We start from the raw sequence: 14,634 nt of genomic DNA, 5'->3' as shown, positions 1-14,634 counted from the left end.
GTGACAGGCACCGATTTCGGGGCAATCGGCCGCTTCCGCGTTACTCCATTCAGCTCATTCGAACGACGAACGCCGCTTCGCCGGAAGCTGTCACCGGACGCCGGACCGGGTCTTGACCGGTGGCCGTTGCTTTGCCCGTGAAGCCAACTTTGCCGGCGATCGTTGTGCAGATGTACGAGACTTCGGCGTCCGCGGCCAGTTCCGGCACGGTGTGGGCACAGGACGGCGTGTGGTCGTCGACCACCCGCACGTCGGCGAGCGGGACGTCACCGGTGTTCTTGACCAGGATCGAAAACGTGACGGTGTCGCCTTCCCGGACTTCGTAGGGAGCCGCGTCTTTCATCACCGCGATCTCCGGGTGGACGACATCGACTTTTGCGTCACCGGCCGATTGCACCGCGCGACCACTCGGGTCGATTCCGCTGATCTCGACGGTTTGCCCGAAGTCGTCATCGGGCGCTTTGCGGGTGCAGGTGTAGGTCTTGACCGCCCCGGCGGCCACGGTGTCGAACTTGTGCGCGCAGGTGACCTGTCCGTCCACAACGGACACCGCGGTGAGCGGGACGTCGCCGGCGTTGGTGACGGTGATCGTGAAGGTGACATCGTCGCCGGCGCGGACCATCTTGGGTGCCGCGTCGGCCGTGATCTTGACGGCGGGGTGGATGACGTCGGCTTTGTCCGTGTCTTTTGCCGTGAGCGGCGGGCCGATGGGAGCGTCCGCCGTCGCCTCCGCGGCGATGTCCGCGTCGTCGGCCGGGGCGGTCGTGGTGCAGTCGAAGTTCTGTCTGTCACGGGGTTTCAGCTCGTCGAAGGTCTTCGTGCAGGCCCCGCTCCGAACGTCGACGGCGGTCAGCGGAACGTCGCCGGTGTTGGTGACGGTGAGGGTGGCGGTGACGGTGTCGCCCGGGCGGAAGGGGCCGCCGTGGAGGTCCTGAGTGAGCTCGAGGGCCGGGTGCAGCACGGTGTAGGCCGCGTTGTCGGTCGCGCTGACCTGGCGTTTCACCGGATCGGTGCCACTTGCGGTGGCGGAGCTCACGAAATTGTCGGTGCCGGCGTCTACCTTGCAGGAGTGGCGCTGCCGGGCGCCGGGAAGGAGGGTGCCGATGGACCGAGCGCACGCCGGAGTCCGACTGTCCACAAGGGACACATCGGTCAGCGGGACATCACCGGTGTTCGCGACGACGAGGGTGAACGTGACGGTGTCGCCTTGCCGGACACGCGCGGGTGCGGCGTCGTCGGTGACGCTGATGGCGGGATGGATGACGTCGACGCCGGCGCTGGCGGAGGCGGTCACCGGCCGATTCGTGGCATCGGTACCGGTGGCGTTCGCGACGGCGGCGAAGTCGGCTTCCCCGGCGGCTTGGGTGCAGGTGTAGGCGCGCTTGGCCTGAGGTTCGAGCCGGCCCAGGGATCTGGCGCAGTCCGGAGCCCGCTCGTCGGCGACGGCGACGTCTTGGAGCGCGCTGTCACCGGTGTTGGTGACGGTGACGGTCGAGGTCACGGTGTCTCCGGCGTGCACGACGGAGAAGTCGACGGTCCGGGCGATCGCGACGGCCGGATGAATGACGTCGACGGCAGCGCTGCCGGACGCGGTGACGTCCGAGCCGACTGGTGGGGTGGCGGTGACCCGGACGCTGCGGGTGACGTCATCGGCCGGGGCCGTGGTGGTGCAGGTGAAGTCGCGGGTGGCGCCCGGGGCGAGGGCGCCCTCGAGGGTTTGGGTGCAGCCGGTGGCTGGGTTCTGGGTCGCCGAGGTGGTGGCGCCGGTGCCCGGCGAGGCAGCGGGCGCGCCGATGGCTCGCGCGCCGGTGCCCGACAGGGCAGCTAGGCCGCCAAGGGCTCGCATGCCGGTGCCCAACGCGGCAGCTGGGCCGCCGATGGCCCGCGCGCCGGTGCCCGACGCGACCTCGGCGGGCGCGCCGATGGCTTGCGTGCCCGCGACCTGCGCATCCGGGGCCTGCGCGTGCGTGGTCTGCCCGTCCGTCGCCTGCGCGGCCGCGGCCTGCGCGTCCGTCGCCTGCGCGTCCCTGGCCGGCGCGTCGGTGACTCGGAGGCTCGCCAGCGGCACGTCACCGGTGTTGCGGACGGTGATCCGGAACGGCACCTTGTCGCCCTCGCGGAACGGGCCGCCCGTCACCTCGGTCGTGATCGCGACCGCCGGGTGCTGGACCGCGAACGCTCCCTCCGCGGCCGCTGTCACCGGGCGAGCGGTCGGGTCCGTGCCCGTCAGCGCCGGCTTGTTCGCGAAGCCGGCCGTGCCCGCGAGCGTCGTGCACGTGTACTCCTGCTGCGCCTGCGACTGGAGCGTGCCGAACCGCTTCGCGCACGCCGGGACCTGGTCGTCCGCGACCGTGACCTCGGTGAGCGGCACGTCGCCCGTGTTGGCCGCGGTGATCGTCCAGGTCACCGTGTCGCCCTCGCGGGCCTGGGCCGGTGTCGCGCGCACGGCCAGCCGGAGCGCCGGGTGGATCACGTCCACCGCCGCGTCGTCGGTGACCTTCACCGCGCGGCCGAGCTGGTCCTTGCCGGTGGCCGTGGCCGTCGTGGCGAGGTCGTCCGGTGGGGCTGGTGCGGTGCACCGGTAAACGACCGTCGCGCCGGGGGCCAGGGCGCCGATCGCCTTGGCGCACGCCGGGACGTCGTCCGTCACGGTGACCTCGGTCAGCGGTGCGTCGCCGGCGTTGGCGACCGTCATCGTGAACGTGATCGGGTCGCCGGCGCGGGCGATGGCGGGCGTGGCGTCCTTCGTGAGGGTCAGCTCCGGGGTGATGACCGTGACCGTCGCCGACGAGGTGGCCGTCACGGGCCGACCGGCCAGGTCGGTTCCGGTCGCCGTCAGCTGGGACGTCGTGGTCCGGGACGGGTTCGCCGTGCACGTGTACGTCTGCGTCGCGCCCGCGGCCAGGCCGGCGAAGGTGCGCGCGCACGCCGATGTCGTGTCGTCGGTGAGCTTCACCGGGGCGAGCGGGCTGTCGCCGGTGTTGTGCACCGCGACCGTCCAGGTGACGGCGTCGCCGGCGTGGATCACCGGGGGGTCCGCGGTCTTGGTGACCTGGACCGCGGGCGCGATCGTCGGCGCGGGCGCGTCGGCCGTCGCCGTGACCTGCTTGCCGAGCTCGTCGGTGCCCACCGCGCTCGCCGTGTTGACGCCGTCGGCGATCGGCGCCTTCGCGGTGCACGTCGTCGTGCGGCTTTCGCTCGGCGCGAGTGCTCCGGTGAGAGCGCACGACGGCGTCTTCGGGTCGGCGACCTGGAGGCCGGACAGCCCCGTGTCGCCGGTGTTCGTGACCTTGATCGTGAAGGTCACGGCCTCGCCGGCGCGGTACGCGGGCCGGTCGGCCGTCTTCGTCATGCCCAGCGCCGGGTGCAGGACGTCGACGCGCGCGCCGGCGACGCCCTCGAGCGCGTCGCCGAGCGCGCTCGTGCCCGTGGCCTTTGCCGTGTTCGTGAAGTCGTCGGGCGGCGCGGTTCCGGTGCAGGTGTAGCTGACCGTCTGGTGCGGGGCGAGCGTGCCGAGCGGTTTGGCGCAGCCCGGGACGGCCGGGTCGGCGACCTCGACACCGGACGCCGGGACCTCGCCCGGGTTGGTCACGACGACGGCGAACGGCACCGGCTCACCGGCGTGCGCCTTCGGCCGGGTAGCGCGCACAGCGAGCTGGAGTTCGGGCACCGGCACCGAAAACGCGAGATTCTGCGCCAGGATCGCGTCGCCGCTGGTGACGAAGCCGAGCTTCGTGCTCGTCGCGCCGGCAGGGATGCTGTCGACGTTGAACGCCTTCGCGTCGACGCTGAAGTTGTTCTTCGCGCCCGGCGCCGCGGCGTTGTCGGCGTTGGAGATGAAGAAATTGGACGTGCCGCCGGTCGCGGGCTCGGCGGCCGGGGTGCCGTCGACCAGGAACTGGTCGCCGGACGCACCCCAGTCGCCGTCGTACGCGGTGACGCCGAGGTGCGCGTCGGCGGCCGCGGCGCGGAAGCCGGTGATCGTCGCCTCCGCCGCCGGGGCGCCGGCGGTCTGCCGGACGTGGCCGTCGTAGACGACCACCTTGCGCTTGTTCGGCGCGTAGTCCGCGTTGCGCTCCGGATAGGCGTAGACGAGCGCGATCGACCAGCCACCCACGCAGTCGAACCCCCGCATAGCCCAGACGTTCCCGACCGTCACGTCGAAAACGGCGGGCACCTTCGCGAAAAGGCTGGTCACGTCGGCGCGCGCCGAGTAGTAACCACCGTCTTCGGCGTACCCCGAAGGCGCGATGTCCACGGAGTCCGCGCTGCCGACGGAAAGCCGGACGTTCTGCTTCGCGGGCGTCCCGGGCGGTGCGACCGCCGAGGGACCGCAGGTGGTGCTGCCGGCCCAGTTCAGCCGGGCGAAGACCACGCGGGCCCCCGGCGGGACGCCCACCGACGCGCTCGCCGAGTCGAACGTGCCCGGGTCGGCGTCGACGTCGGCCCATTGCATGAAGAAGTCGTCGTTGGCCAGCGTGTCCTTGCGGTCGGCGGTGTTCGCGCACGCCGCGGGGGTCGCGACCGACCCCTTGATCGGCGCGTCGTCGGCGGCGACCGGGCAGCGCAGGACGCCGTTGCCCGCGTAGACGAAGTCGCCGTAGACCACGTCGTCGTAGGCCACCTCGAACGGCGGTGCGCCGGCCGCGCCCGCCGACGGCACGAAGGCGGAGGCCAGGAAGACCAGTGCCAGCACGAGAATCGGGCGAAGCGGTCTTTCGGGCAACGGCACTCCTCGCCACCTGCGGGGCCGAGACGACCTTGGGAGCGTGGCACGAGAGCCGGTTTTACGCCTTCAAACTCACTCGTTCGTGGCCCCTGGCCCGGAGCCGGTCAGCTTCACCGTCGACTCGTGGGTGAGGGCGGTGGCGGCCTGGACGAACCCGATGAGCGTCCGGAGCTCGTCGTCGGTGTAGCGGTCGCAGAGCTCGTACATGCCCTTGACGAGGTGGTCCCACAGGTGCACCCCGCTCGCGATGGACTGCAGGTCCAGCGCGATGAGGATCTTGCGCCGGTCGTCGGGGTGCGGCTCGCGGTTGACGATGCCCTTGCGCTCCAGCCGGTCGATCATCGCCGTCACCGACGCGGGCGCGAGCCCCGACAGCCGCGCGAGGTCCTTCGGCGTCTGCGGCCCGAAGCGCGCGAGGTAGTCCAGGACCTTGCTCTCCACCGCCGACAGCCCCCGGGTCTCGGAGATCGCGGTGTGGAACATGACCGTCTCCGTCGACAGCTCCCGCGACCTGAGCAGGACTTCCTCGACGAGTTCCGTTCGCTCGCTTGACACGGCGACCAGCCTAGCTCACTCTTTAGTTCGACAGAACGAATTAGTTTCTAAGACATTCGAGGGGTCGAACCACATGACACGAGCACTGATCATCGGGGGTGGCGTCGCGGGCACGATCACGGCCATCGCCCTGCACGAAGCCGGCCACGAGCCGCTGCTGTTCGAGGCGTACGACCGCGACTCCGAAGGCGTCGGGGCGTTCCTGACGCTGGCCGTCAACGGCCTGGACGCGTTGCTCCCGCTCGGCCTCAAGGACGTCGTCCGGAGCGCGGGCTTCGACTCGCCGCGGATGTCGATCGGGCTCGGCAACGGCACCCGGCTCGCCGAATTCCCCCTGGGCGGCACCCTCCCGGACGGCACGGTGAGCCAGACCGTCCTGCGCTCCGACCTCTACGTGGCGTTGCGCGACGAGGCCGCGCGGCGCGGCATCCGCGTCGAATACGGCAAGCGCCTGGTCGGCGCGAGCCAGACGAACACGCAGGTCAGCGCGGACTTCTCCGACGGCTCGCACGCGCGAGGCGACCTCCTGATCGGCGCCGACGGCCTCCGCTCCCGCGTCCGCACGATCATCGACCCGGACGCGCCGTCACCGCGGTACGTCCCGCTGCTGAACACCGGCGGGTTCGCCGAAGGCCTGGACCTGCCCGACGAGCCGGGCGTGCTGAACATGGTGTTCGGCAAGCGGGTGTTCTTCTGCCACGTCGTCAGCACGGACGGCCGCGTCTGGTGGTTCGCGAACCCGGCCCGCAAGACCGAACCGGCCCCGGCCGAGCTGATCACGCTCTCGGGCGAAAAGCTGCGCGCCGAGCTCCTGCACCTGGTGGCCGGCGACCGGACACCGGCGGCCGAGATCATCCGGGCGACGCGGGAGATCTACCCGGCCTGGCCGACGTACGACTTCCCGACGGTCCCGGTCTGGCACCGCGGCCGCATGGTCATCATCGGCGACGCGGCGCACGCGACGTCGCCGGCGGCGGGCCAGGGCGCGTCGATGGCCATCGAAGACGCCGTCACGCTGGGCAAATGCCTCCGCGACGTGCCGGACGTCGAGCGCGCGCTGGCCACCTACGAGGGTCTGCGCCGCGAGCGCGTGGAGGCCGTGGTCGCGGCCGGCAAGCGCAACGGCGAGCAGAAGGTGATCGGCCCGGTCGGACGGGTCGTCCGCGACTTCTTCATCAAGCGGGCGTTCGCCAAGCCGTTCAAGGAAGACCCGAACGCCTTCATGTGGAACCACCACATCGATTGGGACGAGAAGGTATCGGTTTAGCGCCAGGTGTCGACGCGGTGGAAGTTCTTGTACGCCCGGCTGGGGGTCGGGCCGCGCTGCCCCTGGTAGCGGGACCCGGCTTCGCTGGAGCCGTACGGGTGCTCGGCCGAGCTGGACAGCCGGAAGATGCACAGCTGGCCGATCTTCATGCCGGGCCAGAGCGTGATCGGCAGGTTGGCGACGTTCGACAGCTCCAGGGTGATGTGCCCGGAGAAGCCGGGGTCGATGAACCCGGCGGTCGAGTGCGTGAGCAGCCCGAGGCGCCCGAGCGAGGACTTGCCCTCGAGGCGGCCGGCGAGGTCGTCGGCCAGGGTGACGAGCTCGAACGTCGAGCCGAGCACGAATTCGCCGGGGTGCAGCACGAAGGGCTCGTCGCCCTCCTTCTCGACCAGCGAGGTCAGCTCGTCCTGCTGCAGCTGCGGGTCGATGTGGGTGTACTTGCTGTTGTCGAAGACGCGGAAGAAGCGGTCGAGCCGGACGTCGATGCTGGACGGCTGGACCATGCCGGCATCGAAGGGGTCGATGCCGAGCCGGCCGGCGTCGAGCTCTTTGCGGAGGTCACGGTCACTGAGCAGCACGGCCGAAGCCTATCCGGTGGGTTCAGGCCGCCCGCATGTGCTGCGCGTAGGTGGTGTCGGGCGCGAAGATCTTCTCGAGCCGCTTCACGTACCCGCGGCGCCCGGCCCGCCCGATCCGTTCCTGCAGCGCGGTGGCACCGGGGATGAACCGCCGCACGGTCTCGGCGGCGAAGTTGACCCCCGCGACGGCGACGATCGCGGCCTGCGCGACGGGATCGTTCGGCAGCCCGAGGAAGTCGGCGTTGGTCTTCCCGAGCACGAGCCGGCTGATCGACGAGTGCACGGCGACGGAGACGTGCGAGAGCACCTTCCCGACGGCCCCGCGCCCCTCGCCGACGGCGGCGTTCGCCTCGATCAGCGCCTTGGCGAGCCGCTTCGAATCGTCGTCCGGGATGAACTCGGTGGCGGCGAGCAGCCACAGCAGCCGCCAAGCGTCCTCTTCGGAGGCGGGCAGCAGTTCGTCGTCGACGCCCATGAGCCAGCCGATGTAGCGCCAGAGGTGCAGGATGTCACCGCGTTCGCGGGCGGAGTAGCGGAGGCCGAGCAGCTGCGTGCCGAAGACGTAGACGAGCGAGAAAAGCAGGAGTGTCCCGGCGGTCTGCACCTGGTTGACGGGCCGATCCCAGGCGGCGTAGTCCCAGTCGTCCCGCCGGTTCATGGCGGCGCGGACGTGGGCGTGCACGAGCCGGATCCGCAGCGCGGAGGCGTACCCCTTCCGGCCGTGCTCGAGAGCACCGGGCGTGGTGACGTCGATCCACCACGCGGCGGTCTCGACGAGCCGCCGGATGGCCTGGTATTCGATCTCCCCGGTCCCCACCAGCGATTTCGTGGCGCGCGACGCGAGGTAGCCGCCCATCAGCGACATGTCCCCGAGCGGGAAGAGCCCCAGCAACCCGGCCCGCGTGATGGCTTTCGCGCCCCGCTCGAGCCGTTCGTCATCGACCCAGTAGGGCTTGGCGTCGACCTGGTCGAAGAAGTCCTTGAGCGGCCCGGTCGCTTCGGCTCGGTTCGTCAGGGCTTCCTCGAAGAGGGCGCGCCCGTGTCCTTTGGGTTGCTGCGCCATCCAGGCGACGACGTCGTCCGCGAGCCGGTCCTGCACCTGGGCGAACTCCCGCAGGCGCGCGACCTGCCGCTCGTCACCCCGGATGTCACCCTCGATGAACAGCCGCTGGGCCAGCCGGAACCCGCCTTGCCGGAACAGCTCGGGCTCGTCCACCACACTCACCTCCGCCAGTCGACAACGATTGTTGTCACTTGACGCGCGCGAGTCAAGGAGGAGGGGCCTGGACAGGGGGATCACGCTGCCGTGTATGCTGGCGACGCACTGCGGATGTAGTTCAATGGTAGAACATCAGCTTCCCAAGCTGAATACGCGGGTTCGATTCCCGTCATCCGCTCCAGCAGCGAAACCCCAGGTCAACCGGCATAAGTCGAGCGGCGTGGGGTTTTGTTTTTACCCGCCCCCGCAGCGGCGTGGGCCATTAGTGGGCCATTAGCTGTCCGCATTGGGGTCGCCCTCAGCGAGACGACTCACGCCGAGTAGCCGTGTCGCGCGCTGCGACGACCAACACGAGCGCGACCGCCAAACCCACAGTCGGCGCGACGGTCGCGCCCAGCACAGCGCGGAACAAAATCCCGCCAGGCGAAACCAGCAGCACAAGCAGACTCAACCCGGCCACCACCGCCCACACCGTGACCACCCGGCCAGTCTGCTTCCGCGCGACCAGCACCGCCACCGTCAGCATCGTGGCCGCCAGCGCGATCCCCGACCAGCCCAAACCGGCCATCGTCCACGCCGGCACCGCGAACTTTTCCTTGTACAGCAGGCGAAACACCCACGGCCCCGCCACATACGCCACCGCCCCCACGACCAGGCCGACAACCAGCGTGCCGCCCGCCCCCAAGGCCGCGAACCGCCGCAGCCGGCGCACCCCATCCGGCTGGTGCAGCACCCGCACAACGGTCGGCACCGCCAGCGTCTGGATGGGGGCCAGCACCAGCAGCAAAGGTGACCTCAGCAGCGACACCGCCAGGAACAACCCGCCCAGCGCGTCCTCGCTCCCGCGCGGCGCGACAAGCTTCACCACCGCCGGGTAGCCGGTCAGCACACTCGCGGTCAACGCCGCACTGACCGTCAGGCCCAGCATGCGCCGCCACAACGCGCCCCACGGCTCACTTGACGGATTCGGCTCGACCAAGCCACGCGCCCGGAAAGCGAACGGCAGCCACGCGCACGAGCCGACCGCCACCGCGACCGCCAGCCAGGTCAGCCCGCTGACCCCGGCGACGACGAACCCGGCGAACAGCACCAGCCTCGCTGCGGCCTCGGCCAGCAAAATCGCCGAGTAGCGCCCGTTCTGCCCAGCTCCGATGAACAACCCCCGCATCGCGTACAACGCGGGGAACGCCACGATCCCGCACCCGGCGACCAGCGCCAGCTCCCGGTGCTGGTCGAACAGCTGCGTATTCACCGCCGGCACCACCAGCACCGCGGCCACCACGATCGCGATGGTTTGCGTGACCCCGAAGGTCCGGGCAGCGCTCAAGTCCGGCTTGCGACCCTGTGCCGAGGCCATTGCCGTCTGCCGCGACAGCTCCTGCTCCACCGGTGACAAGGCGCTGCCCACGCCCATGAGCAATCCCCAAAACCCGAGGAAGACGGCATTTTCAGCGGAGCTGAGGTATTTGCCGGCCAGCAGGAGCAGCGCGTAACCCATCGCCGAAGTCGCGAGAACCGTCACGCCGAGCCCGCCGACCGTGCTCGCACGGGAGCGCCGGCCACCGTCTGACGAGACGTCTCCGTCGCCGCTGTCACCAGACGCTGAGAGCGCCACGTCGTCTAGTCGGTCTCGCCGCACCACAAACCCCTCGACCTTGCGTTCGGCCCTCATCGCCACCCGGTCAGCCTGATGATCATAGGGGAGCGCCCGCGCAGGCGAACCCATAGGGAACTGCGCGCGTCAACCACACTGCCGCGGAAGTTGACGGGTTTTCCACCGCAACCGACGGACGATTCCGGACGCCCCGATCTTTAACGTTTCGTTCTGCCACAACGAAAAACGGCGATTCTGCCGTTCAGCTATCGAGAGGCGCAACGTGATCTCCACGCTCAAGTCCGCAAGTGCCGCCGCCATCATCGGGATCGCCACGGCCGGCGCGCTCAGTCTCGCCGGCCCTGCCGTCGCCAACGCCCAGACCAGCTCTTCCGCCACCGTCCGGGACTGCGGCCTGTCCCAGGGAATCCTGCACTGGGCCTACACCAACTGCGGCAACTCCCCGGCGCACGTGCGGTTCCTGCACATTCCGCTCCACGGCTCGCAGTGGACCAACACCCTGTGCATCGCCAAGGGCGCGGTCGTGGCCGTCGGCAACTCCGCCTCCGAGAAGATCACCGCGACCGAACTCCAGGGCCCCTGCATCCCGTAAAGCGGTCAGCCTGAATGCGCTTGAGTGAGCCGTGGCACCCGAAAGGGCCCACGGCTCACTCTTTGCTTCAGTCGCGTGCCCCTGACGGCCAGGCAATGCCGTTGCGGTAGGCGAAAATCACCATCTCCGAGCGGCTGGACACATCAAGCTTGCGCATCGCCCGATGAAGATGCGTTTTCACTGTCGACTCGCTCACCACGAAAACCCGCGCGATGTCAGCGTTGCTGCGCCCCGCGGCGACGAGCCGCACGACCTCGGCTTCCCGCCGCGTCAACCTCGTCAGCGCGGCCGCGGGCTTGCCCACGGGCAGCAGCCCACGACGATGCGCGTCGACCAGACGCCGCACCGCCCACTGCGGCAAACGCAACTTCCCGCCGGCGACCTGGACAATCTCCTCGACCAGCACGCGCGGCGACACCTCCTTCGACACCGAACCCGCAGCCCCCGCCCGGACCGCGTCCAACACCAACTCCTCATCCCCGGCTGCTGCCGTGATCACGATCCGCGGGCAAGCCCGCCGACACGCGGCCAGCACCTGATCAACCAAAGCAACACCGCGGCGGCGCAGCAAAACCGCGTCCAGCACGACAACATGTGGTCCCGCCCCTCGCAGGACCGACAGCAATCCGGCGACATCGCCGGCTTCTCCCACCAGCCGGCACACTCGAGACTGCGCCAAGACAGCGCGAATTCCCACCCGCACGATCTCATGGCTCTCCGCAACAACAACGGCGATCACTGGCATCCAATCCCCAACCGCCGACCATGCCGTCGGCGCACGGCGATCAGCGGCGTTCTTACAGCTGCTGTCAGCAGTGAGAAATCAAAAAGATCTCACGCGGTCACCAGAAGCGTGGCTGACGCAGACCGCGGTCCCACCACGAAAAATCGGGTCACTCACCTAAGCCACCTCCCCTGTGACCTGACCAAAATAGCGATCCAAGATCAGCAACGTCACCACCCAAACGAGTGACTCGGTCGACGTGAACTGCGCCACAGTCAGGCACCATATGGACTCAAGGGGCCGACCGACCTCCGGCCGGGCCGGACACGGACCGTTGACAGCGGGTCAGCAGGGGTTCGATTCCCGTCATCCGCTCGCACCGAAACCCCGAGCCTTCCGACCGGGGTTTTCGCTTTCCATTCTGGCCCGCAATTGCGCAGCGTGAGGGGCAGGTAAACCGGTTTCCACCGCGCGGTCCAACGCCTCGAAGGCCGACGCGGAACCCAAGCGGTGCAACAACTCCGCCCGCGAAGCGTGCCACCACGGGTAGTCGTCCAATTCCGCCAAGGCGTCCACCAGCTCCAATGCCGAGGCAGGCCCGTCGCGTTCCGCGATCGCGGCCGCCCGGTTCAAGCGGACCACTGGGGTGTCCTGGACCGACAGCAACACGTCGTACCAGGAAATCACCGCGTCCCAGTTCGTCTCTTCGTAAGATGGCGCCAGGTCGTGGCACGCGGCGACAGCCGCCTGGACCACGTAAACGTTCGGCACCGCTGGTGTCCGGCGCAAGCCGCGGGCGACCAGCTCGACGCCTTCCTTGATCAACGACGTGTCCCACGACGAACGGTCTTGCTCGGAAAGCAACACCGGCACGCCCGACGAGAACCGCGCGGGGCGGCGGGCGTCCTGCAGCAGCACCAAAGCCAGCAGCCCCAACGCCGTCGGCTCGTCCGGCATCAGGGAAAACAGCAGGCGCGCCAGCCGCACGCCCTCCGTGAGCAGCGAAACACGGCCCGTGTAGCCCTCGTTGAAGATCAGGTACACCGTCGACGCCACGCCGGCCAGCCGTGCCGGCAATTCCTCCGCCGACGGGACCCGGTACGGGATCCGCGCCTGAGCGATCTTCTGCTTCGCGCGCGTCAGCCGCTTCGCCATGGTCGCTTCGGGGACCAGCAGGCCGCGGGCGACCTCCGCCGTCGACAAACCGCCCAACGTCCGAAGCGCCAAAGCCACCTGGGCGTCCAGGGACAACGCGGGGTGGCAGCACGTGAAGACCAGCCGCAGCAGGTCGTCGCGGACCACCAGCGGGTCGGGGAACGGGTCGATGTCGGGCATCGCGACGGCCTCCTTCCCCTGGCGCTTCGCCTCGCGGCGGACCACGTCCACCGCCCGGCGACGGGCCGCGACCAGCAGCCAGCCGCGCGGATTTTCCGGGACGCCGTCGCGCGGCCACGTCTCCAGCGCGCGCACGACGGCGTCCTGGACCGCGTCTTCGGCCAGGTCGACGCTGCCGGTGACGCGGACCAGCGTGGCCAGTACCCGGGTGCCCTCCTCCCGGACCAGCCGCGCGACCGCGTCCCCGGCGCCGGTCACTTGCCGAAGTCGACGACCGGCCGGACCTCGATCGCGCCGTCCCAGGCACCCGGGATCCGGGCGGCGACCTTGACCGCTTCGTCGAGGTCGGCGCATTCGAGCAGGTAGAAGCCGGTGAGGGCTTCCTTCGTCTCCGCGTACGGGCCGTCGCTGGTGACGAGGTCGCCACCCTTGCCGCCGGTGACGCGGACCGTGGTCGCGGTCGCCGTCGGGTACAGGGCCGCGCCGCCGCGGATCACCGCGGCCGCGCCCTCGCCGAACTCGTTGTAGTCCTTCATCAGGTCCACGGCCTCGGGCGTGGTCGGGTCGATGTCGGTGGCGTAGATGATCGCGGCGTACTGGGGCATGGCTGCTCCTCACAGATCCTGACCGGCGCCGATCGCCGGTTCTCACTGTAAGGACGAACGGGCGAAGCCGCGCCGGGACACTTGTCGCGAAGAAAGTCCGGCGGGCAGGGTGAGCGCATGGGAGAGCCCGCGCTGTTCGGTCCGGACTTCGATCGCGACCCCGCACCCGCCTACGCGTGGCTGCGCGAACGACCACCGCACCGGCTCGGCTTTCCCACCGGCACCTGGGCCTGGCTGATCACGCGGTACGACGACGCCGTCAAGGCGCTTAACCACCCCGCGCTGGTCAAGAGCCCCTCGGCCGGCAACGAGGAATGGCAGCGGTCGGGCATGGGCCTGCCGCTCGACCACCGGCCGTCGCTCGCGTCGAACATGATCAACACCGATCCGCCCGAGCACACCCGGTTGCGACGCGCCTGTGCCGGCGCGTTCGGCCCGCGCCGGATGCAGCACCTGCGCGAACGCGCCCAGCAGGTGACCGACGAGCTGATCGACGCCGTCGAAGCACGCGGGCACGGCGACCTGGTCACCGATCTCGCCTACCCGCTGCCGATCGCGATCATCTGCGACCTGCTCGGGGTGCCCGAGCGGTACCGCGAAGACGTGCACGAGTGGTCCCTGGTCATCGACTCCGCCGACGACACCGACGGTTCGAAGGTCCGCGAAGCCACCGACGTGCTGGAACAGCTGGTCACCGAGGTCGTCGAGGCCAAGCGGGCGACGCGGGGCACCGACCTGATCAGCGACCTCGTCGCCCAGGAGGCCACCGGCACGCTCTCCGCGGACGAGGTGACGTCGACGGCGTTCCTGATCCTGATCGGCGGCCACGAAACGACCGTCGGGCTGATCGCCACCGGCGCGCTCGCGCTGCTGACCCACCCCGGCGAAGCAACGAAGGCGCGGCAGGATCCTCAGCACCGCGCCGCCGTCATCGAGGAGACGCTCCGGCTGCACGCGCCGCTCCAGAACGCCACCTGGCGGTTCCCGACCGAGGACGTCGAGATCGGCGGCCGGCTCATGCGGCCGGGCGACCCGATCCTCGTGTCGGTGCTGGCCGCCGGCCGCGACCCCGCGGCCTACGAAGAACCGGACGCCTTCCGGCCGGGACAGCGGGCTGCGGAACGCCGGCACATCGCCTTCGGTGCCGGACCGCACCTGTGCATCGGCGCGGCCCTGGCCCGGCTGCAGGCCGACGTCGCCTTCGAGACCCTGCTGCGCCGCCTTCCGACGGCCCGGCTCGCCGTCGCCGAAGAGGAGCTGACCTGGTGGCCGAGCCCGATCACGCGCGGGCTCTTCCACCTGCCGGTCGAGGTTTAACCCCAATGCCGGAAAGTTAAGGCTCAGGGGCGTGTGTCAACTCGGTGATGATCGTGATGGTGATGGTTGCTGGGTAGTTGGTGCGGTCGGTCTGGCCT

At 69.9% G+C, this 14,634-nt stretch carries 11 protein-coding genes and 1 tRNA gene; 4 read left to right on the top strand and 8 right to left on the bottom strand.

Features of this window, described 5'->3' with window-relative positions:
* Nucleotides 1-49: 49 nt before the first annotated feature.
* On the bottom strand, nt 50-4,726 hold the full coding sequence (locus AB0M30_RS44895) for a hypothetical protein (protein WP_364598005.1): 4,677 nt from the start codon (nt 4,724-4,726) through the stop codon (nt 50-52).
* Nucleotides 4,727-4,801: 75 nt separating this feature from the next.
* Nucleotides 4,802-5,284, bottom strand: coding sequence for a MarR family transcriptional regulator (locus AB0M30_RS44890; RefSeq protein ID WP_364598002.1), 483 nt, complete (start codon nt 5,282-5,284; stop codon nt 4,802-4,804).
* Nucleotides 5,285-5,357: 73 nt separating this feature from the next.
* Between AB0M30_RS44890 and AB0M30_RS44885 the strand changes: the two genes are divergently transcribed.
* Nucleotides 5,358-6,551: an FAD-dependent monooxygenase gene (locus AB0M30_RS44885; protein ID WP_364597999.1), complete on the top strand. Its 1,194-nt coding sequence runs from the start codon at nt 5,358-5,360 to the stop codon at nt 6,549-6,551.
* Here AB0M30_RS44885 and dcd read toward each other — a convergent pair.
* Entirely contained in the window at nt 6,548-7,129 is a 582-nt protein-coding gene (dcd, locus tag AB0M30_RS44880) for a dCTP deaminase (protein ID WP_003058109.1), read from the bottom strand. The genes AB0M30_RS44885 and dcd overlap by 4 nt on opposite strands.
* A gap of 22 nt (nt 7,130-7,151) precedes the next feature.
* Nucleotides 7,152-8,348 (bottom strand): oxygenase MpaB family protein, encoded by a 1,197-nt coding sequence (locus AB0M30_RS44875; RefSeq protein WP_364598062.1) that lies wholly within the window; start codon nt 8,346-8,348, stop codon nt 7,152-7,154.
* Between the two features lie 107 nt (nt 8,349-8,455).
* Between AB0M30_RS44875 and AB0M30_RS44870 the strand changes: the two genes are divergently transcribed.
* A tRNA-Gly gene (locus AB0M30_RS44870) sits at nt 8,456-8,529 on the top strand.
* A 117-nt stretch (nt 8,530-8,646) separates the two neighbouring features.
* Here the strand turns inward: AB0M30_RS44870 and AB0M30_RS44865 are convergent.
* Nucleotides 8,647-10,026 (bottom strand): hypothetical protein, encoded by a 1,380-nt coding sequence (locus AB0M30_RS44865; protein WP_364597996.1) that lies wholly within the window; start codon nt 10,024-10,026, stop codon nt 8,647-8,649.
* Nucleotides 10,027-10,225: 199 nt separating this feature from the next.
* Here AB0M30_RS44865 and AB0M30_RS44860 point away from each other — a divergent pair, with 199 nt between their 5' ends.
* Nucleotides 10,226-10,555, top strand: a complete 330-nt coding sequence (locus tag AB0M30_RS44860; RefSeq protein WP_364597993.1) for a hypothetical protein — start codon at nt 10,226-10,228, stop codon at nt 10,553-10,555.
* 67 nt (nt 10,556-10,622) lie between these two features.
* Here the strand turns inward: AB0M30_RS44860 and AB0M30_RS44855 are convergent, their stop codons facing one another.
* The 3 genes from AB0M30_RS44855 to AB0M30_RS44845 form a co-directional block, all read right to left on the bottom strand.
* Complete coding sequence (locus AB0M30_RS44855) at nt 10,623-11,300, bottom strand: response regulator transcription factor (protein ID WP_364597990.1); 678 nt, start codon at nt 11,298-11,300, stop codon at nt 10,623-10,625.
* Between the two features lie 345 nt (nt 11,301-11,645).
* On the bottom strand, nt 11,646-12,872 hold the full coding sequence (locus tag AB0M30_RS44850) for a sigma-70 family RNA polymerase sigma factor (protein ID WP_364597987.1): 1,227 nt from the start codon (nt 12,870-12,872) through the stop codon (nt 11,646-11,648).
* Complete coding sequence (locus AB0M30_RS44845) at nt 12,869-13,219, bottom strand: YciI family protein (protein ID WP_364597984.1); 351 nt, start codon at nt 13,217-13,219, stop codon at nt 12,869-12,871. Before AB0M30_RS44845 ends, AB0M30_RS44850 begins: the two co-directional genes overlap by 4 nt.
* Before the next feature lie 117 nt (nt 13,220-13,336).
* On the opposite strand from AB0M30_RS44845, the gene AB0M30_RS44840 reads away from it, so the two are divergent.
* A complete protein-coding gene (locus tag AB0M30_RS44840) occupies nt 13,337-14,536 on the top strand; it encodes a cytochrome P450 (protein WP_364597981.1) in 1,200 nt (399 codons plus the stop codon).
* The last annotated feature ends 98 nt before the right edge of the window (nt 14,537-14,634 follow it).

The organism is Amycolatopsis sp. NPDC051716 (assembly GCF_040681595.1).
GTDB lineage: Bacteria > Actinomycetota > Actinomycetes > Mycobacteriales > Pseudonocardiaceae > Amycolatopsis.
This window is presented reverse-complemented; position numbering and strand designations above follow the sequence as displayed.